A 6,191-nucleotide genomic window follows, 5' to 3' on the forward strand; every position below is an offset into this window, starting at 1 on the left:
TGTACTCATCCTATATACCGATAGGGGACGTAGCCCGCTTGAACGCATCATCAAGACCGAAAGGGGACGTAGCCCGCTTGAACGCATCATCAAGACCGAAAGGGGACATAGCCCGCTTGAACGCATCATCATGACCGAAAGGGAACGTAACGCGCTCGAACGCATCACCCCGACCGATGAGGCTCCAGCAATCCCGCCCAAGCGTGGCCGCGAACTGTTTCTGTACCGGATCAATTAGCCCAAGGCTCCCGCGCCTTGCTGCGTCTATGGCGCTGGTTTTCAACCGCTCGAACGCATCACCCCGGCCATAGAGGCCCATGCGCTCTTCCACTTCGTCCCATGCCGGTTCGACCGGATGACCCTGTTTTTTCGAGAGCACAAACGCCATTGATCGTCACCAAGAGCACACCGGGCCACTATATCACGGGGTATCAGCCCGTCCGACCGGGTAGCACGAGGCCGCCGCGACGGGCGGGCAGGAGGGAGGCTCGCCCGCGCCGATGTTTTGCCCGGCGCATAGACAGGCCCAGCCCGATGCCGGTAAACAGTCGTGCATGTGGTGGCCCCAGCCGTCAGGACAAGGCGCAACAAAAGGGTAAATGTTCCGAATGTTCTGATTCCCGTTCCGGAATATGTAGTCCTGTAACCCGCACCCTTGCTGGATGTTCCGACTGTTCCGAATGTTCCGATGCTTTTCTGCCCTGCCGCCTCCTTGGCGATTGCTCGGGCTTTCGTCGGGCGTCATTCACAAAGGAGGCCGGCGCAGGGTGCGATCAGCGCAGGAGCAGCGAACTAGTTTTGACGGTATTTTTGACGGTACTTTTTAAATCTATCTTTCTGAAAGCCTTTTGCAGAGCCAATTTCAGGCTTTTATTCAAGTGCAGTCATACCACCAAAACCTCATTCCTTGGCGTCCAAAGCCATATCTAAACCCGCACAGCTTCCGGCTCTGCGGGTTTTTTGTTTTCTGCGCAGTGCGGCTGTGAGGTTGCGGTCATCGGCAACGCGCGTTGGGAGTCGGTGGGCGGAGTGCTTGCTACGTTTGTCGACGGGTATCGGGTCGTCAGCGCTTTGCCCGCATAGTTCTTTCGCCATGAACCTCGCGCCATTTCGATAGTTATTCTCAATCGAATATTAATATTCAATCAATTTGAATAATTGCATGCCGAGGTGGACAATGGAGCTGTTCTTCGTCCCACATCAAGGAGCAGAAATGACTGAACAGTCCCCAAAAAACGCAGCCAAGTGTCCGGTGCATCATGTGGCCGGTGCTGGCACCGCAAATCGCGACTGGTGGCCGAACCAGCTAAGAGTTGACTTGCTGAATCAGCATGGTGAGAAGTCCAATCCGCTGGGTGCGCAATTTCGCTACGCCGACGAATTCAAAAAACTTGACTATCACGCCATCAAGGCTGATCTGGTCAAGCTGATGACCGACTGCCAGCCCTGGTGGCCGGCCGACTTCGGCCATTACGGTCCGCAGTTTGTGCGTATGGCCTGGCATTCGGCCGGCACTTACCGCACTTTCGACGGTCGTGGCGGTGGCGGACGCGGCCAGCAACGCTTTGCGCCGCTTAATTCCTGGCCGGACAACGTCAATATCGACAAGAGCCGCCGCCTGTTGTGGCCGATCAAGCAAAAGTACGGTCAGAAGATTTCCTGGGCCGACCTGTTCATCCTGGCCGGCAATGTGGCGCTGGAATCGATGGGTTTTCGCACCTTCGGCTTTGCTGGCGGCCGCGAAGACGTGTGGGAGCCGGATCACGATGTGAACTGGGGTGCCGAGACCGCATGGCTTGCTGCCGACAAGCGCTTTCATGGCGAGCGTGAGCTGGATGCCAACCTTGCCGCCACCCATATGGGCCTGATCTATGTGAACCCGGAGGGCCCGAACGCCAGTGGCGACTATCTGGCCGCCGCACACGATATCCGCGCCACTTTCAATCGCATGGCGATGGACGATGAAGAGATCGTCGCCCTGATTGCCGGCGGGCACACCTTTGGCAAGGCGCATGGTGCTGCGCCCGAATCGCACAAGGGTCCCGAACCAGAAGGGGCGCCTATCGAGGCGCAGGGCCTGGGCTGGATCAGCAATCATGGTCAGGGCCACGGCAAGGACACCATCTCCAGCGGCCTCGAAGTTACCTGGACCAAGACGCCGGCACAGTGGGGCAATAATTTCTTCGAGAACCTGTTCGGCTACGAATGGGAGCTCACCCATTCGCCGGCCGGTGCCAAGCAGTGGGTCGCCAAGGATGCGCCGGAGATCATTCCGGATGCGCACATCCCCGGCAAATTCCATAAGCCGACCATGCTGACTACCGACCTGACCCTGCGCTTTGACCCGGCATTCGGTGCCATTTCGCGGCGTTTTCACCAAGACCCGCAGGCGTTTGCCGAAGCGTTTGCACGCGCCTGGTTCAAGCTCACCCACCGCGATATGGGCCCGAAAGCGCGCTACCTCGGCCCGGAAGTGCCAAAGGAAGACCTGATCTGGCAAGACCCGCTGCCGGCCGCGATACATCAGCCCACGCCGGCCGATATTGCTGACCTGAAAGCGCGCATTCTCGCCTCGGGCTTGAGTATCAGCCAGCTGGTGTCGGTGGCATGGGCATCGGCTTCCACCTTCCGGGGCAGCGACAAGCGTGGCGGTGCCAATGGCGCACGCTTGGCGCTGAGCCCGCAAAAAGACTGGGCAATCAATGCCGGCACGCAGGGCCCGTTGGCGGTATTGACCGCGATCCAGCAGGCTTCCGGCAAGGCATCGCTGGCTGATGTGATCGTCCTGGCCGGCGTGGTCGGGGTCGAAGAGGCGGCCAAGGCGGCCGGTGTGCCGTTGACGGTGCCGTTTACGCCGGGCCGGGTCGATGCCAGCCAGGCGCAGACCGATATCGCTTCGTTTGCGGTGCTGGAGCCGCTTGCCGATGGTTTCCGCAACTATCTGCCGGCCAAGCTTGGCGCCCCGAGCGAAGCGCTGCTGATCGATCGTGCCCAGTTGCTGACGCTCAGTGCACCGGAATTGACCGCGCTGATCGGCGGCCTGCGCGTGCTTGGTGCCAATTTCGATGGCAGCAAGCTTGGCGTATTCACCGATCGGGTGGGCGTGCTCAGCAACGACTTTTTCGTACATCTGCTGGATATGGGTACTGCCTGGACGCCGGTCGATGGCGATGCCGAGGTATTCGAGGGCAAGGATCGCCATACGGGTGCGCTGAAGTTCACCGCCAGCCGTAGCGATCTGGTGTTTGGCTCGAACTCGCAGTTGCGGGCGCTGGCCGAGGTGTATGCCTCGCAAGATGGCCAGCACAAGTTCGTGCATGACTTTGTCGCCGCCTGGGTCAAGGTGATGAATCTCGATCGTTTCGATCTGGCTTGATCCGTGTGGTGGGCGGTCTGTCGGCAGCGTGGCGGCAGATCGCCCGACAATCGGAGCGGGTGGCTGCTGAAAAACGGGTAAAATGCCCGCCCTTTGGGTGGTTTAGCAGGTGGCGCGCCGGGCCGCGCCCAAAGCTGGGCGGGTAGTTGCGGTGGGTTTTGTTGCCGTAGCAAGCGCCGTCAGCCCACTATGTATTCAAAGCCCGACGTCTCAAGGCGTCGGGCATTTGCCTTATGTGCGGCGCGGCTTTGCGGCGCAGGATAAGTAATTGATTTCACGGGCGGTTCTTTATGAGCAAGAAAGTCTTCATCAAAACCTTCGGCTGCCAGATGAACGAGTACGACTCGGACAAGATGGCCGATGTCCTGAATATGTCGGAAGGCCTGACCAAGACCGACAATCCGGAAGAGGCAGATGTCATCCTGTTCAACACCTGCTCGGTGCGCGAAAAGGCGCAGGAAAAGGTGTTTTCCGACCTGGGCCGGGTGCGGGAGCTCAAGCTCAAGAACCCTGATCTGCTGATCGGCGTGGGCGGTTGCGTGGCCTCGCAAGAGGGCGATGCCATCATCAAGCGCGCGCCCTATGTGGACCTGGTGTTCGGCCCGCAAACCCTGCATCGCCTGCCTGACCTGATCGCCAAACGGCGTAGCAGCGGTGATTCGCAGGTGGATATTTCCTTCCCGGAAATCGAAAAATTCGACCACTTGCCGCCGGCGCGGGTCGAAGGCGCCCATGCCTTTGTCTCGATCATGGAAGGCTGCTCGAAGTTCTGCTCATTCTGCGTGGTGCCCTACACCCGTGGTCAGGAAGTCAGCCGGCCGTTTGAGGATGTGCTGGTAGAAGTGGCCGGCCTCGCTCAGCAAGGCGTGAAAGAAGTCACCCTGCTCGGCCAGAACGTGAATGCCTACCGTGGCAAGATGGAAGATGGCGCCGACGATGAACACAGCTGGGCCGACTTTGCCCTGCTGCTGGAGTATGTGCACGACATCCCCGGCATCGAGCGGATTCGCTACACCACCAGCCATCCCAAGGAAATGACCCAGCGGCTGATCGACTGCTACCGCACCCTGCCCAAGCTGGTATCGCACCTGCATCTGCCGGTGCAGGCGGGTTCCGATCGCACCTTGGTGAATATGAAGCGCGGCTATACCACGCTGGAATTCAAGTCGATCGTGCGCAAGCTGCGCGAGGCGCGGCCGAACCTGAATCTGGCGTCGGACTTTATCGTTGGCTTTCCCGGCGAGACCGATGAGGACTTCGAAAAGACCATGAAGCTGGTGGAAGAGCTGAATTTCGATGCCAGCTTCAGCTTTATCTACAGCCGCCGCCCCGGCACGCCGGCAGCCGACCTGCCCGACGATGTGCCGCAAGAGGTCAAACTCAAGCGCCTGCAGCGCCTGCAAGCCTTGATCGACAAGCAGGCCCAGGCAGTGCAGCAGGGCATGATAGGCAGCGTGCAGCGGGTGCTGGTAGAAGGCGTGGCGCGCAAGAATGCCGATGAGCTCGCTGGCCGTACCGATAACAACCGCATCGTCAACTTCCCTGGCAATGCGCGCCTGATCCATCAGTTTGTCGACGTACTGATCACCGAATCGGCGCCGCATACGCTGCGCGGTGAAATCGTGACGCGCGAGACGGTGGCTTAAGGGCGCAGATGATAACCGTACTTGTCCTGCTGGCTTTTTGGGGTCTTTCTCTTAGTTCACTTCGGTGGAATTGGGCTAGATGTTCGAAACGACTCCGACAAGTACTGGTTTGCGTCACTTCCGTATATTGGGCGTTACTTGCGGGTAGTTTGGCCTTTCATCAAACACTGTTTCATCGTTACGGCACGTATTTTTTTGTTCAGATGGCGCTGTTGGCCTTGCTGTTCTCGCCGGTTTCGATGTTAAGTTTCAAGCGACTTGCTGATAAGTCGGCAACGCTGCGGACTTGGGCTAACTGGATGCTGATGCCGATGTCTGTTGTTGGGCCGCTCATTGCTGGGGTCGGGTTAGTTTGGACTTGCCCACTTGTTTGAAAATTGCTTTTGTGGACGTGCTGGCTGCCCTATTGCTAAGCAAAGACGAAACGAGTCCATTTCAAGCAAATAAATTGGATCGAATACATTGACCACACGTCACGCCACCCGCGAGCTCGGTTTCGAGCCCATCGATAACGCCCGCCTCGCCAATCTGTGCGGCGCGCTGGATGAGAATCTGCGGCAGATTGAAAACGCATTGGAAGTGGATATTGCCCGGCGCGGCGAGCATTTCAGCATTTCTGGTCGCATTGCCCAGACCAAGCTGGCGGCCGAGCTGCTGGAGCGGTTTTACGCCATCTCGCGTCGGCCTATCGATCTGGAGGAGATCCAGCTTGGCTTGATCGAGGTGGCCCAGCCGATCGAGGGCAAGGGTAGCGCCGACGATATGCCGGCACTGATGACCAAGCGCGCCGACTTGCGCGGACGCACGCCGCGTCAGGTGCAGTACCTTAAGGCGATTCAGGAAAACGATATTACCTTCGGCATCGGCCCGGCCGGTACCGGCAAGACCTATCTGGCGGTGGCAAGCGCAGTGGATGCGCTGGAACGCGATCTGGTCAAGCGGCTGGTGCTGGTGCGGCCGGCAGTGGAGGCGGGCGAGCGGCTGGGGTTCTTGCCTGGCGACCTGGTGCAAAAGGTCGACCCCTATTTGCGGCCGCTGTATGACGCGCTGTACGACCTGATGGGTTTTGACAAGGTCACCAAATTATTCGAGCGCGGCATTATCGAAGTGGCGCCGCTGGCCTTTATGCGCGGCCGCACCCTTAATCACGCCTTCATCATTCTGGACGA

General features: G+C 59.0%; 4 protein-coding genes. All 4 read left to right on the forward strand.

Annotated features, from left to right (window positions below; translation table 11 throughout):
- On the forward strand, window positions 1–238 hold a 238-nt coding region (locus ACE3OH_RS18005), incomplete at its 5' end, for a hypothetical protein (RefSeq protein ID WP_374356350.1).
- 975 nt (window positions 239–1,213) lie between these two features.
- On the forward strand, window positions 1,214–3,376 hold the full coding sequence (gene katG, locus ACE3OH_RS18010; protein ID WP_374356353.1) for a catalase/peroxidase HPI: 2,163 nt from the start codon (window positions 1,214–1,216) through the stop codon (window positions 3,374–3,376).
- A 290-nt stretch (window positions 3,377–3,666) separates the two neighbouring features.
- Window positions 3,667–5,022, forward strand: a complete 1,356-nt coding sequence (gene miaB, locus ACE3OH_RS18015) for a tRNA (N6-isopentenyl adenosine(37)-C2)-methylthiotransferase MiaB (RefSeq protein ID WP_374356356.1) — start codon at window positions 3,667–3,669, stop codon at window positions 5,020–5,022.
- Between the two features lie 462 nt (window positions 5,023–5,484).
- Window positions 5,485–6,191: PhoH family protein (locus ACE3OH_RS18020; RefSeq protein WP_374356359.1), on the forward strand; the 707-nt coding region annotated here is incomplete at its 3' end.

Source organism: Chitinimonas sp., assembly GCF_041904975.1.
Classification (GTDB): domain Bacteria; phylum Pseudomonadota; class Gammaproteobacteria; order Burkholderiales; family Chitinimonadaceae; genus Chitinimonas.

Excerpts from the sequence above, each read along its gene's own strand:
- katG (WP_374356353.1), top strand. The coding sequence starts at position 1,214 with ATGACTGAACAGTCCCCAAAAAACGCAGCCAAGTGTCCGGTGCATCAT.
- miaB (WP_374356356.1), top strand. The coding sequence starts at position 3,667 with ATGAGCAAGAAAGTCTTCATCAAAACCTTCGGCTGCCAGATGAACGAG.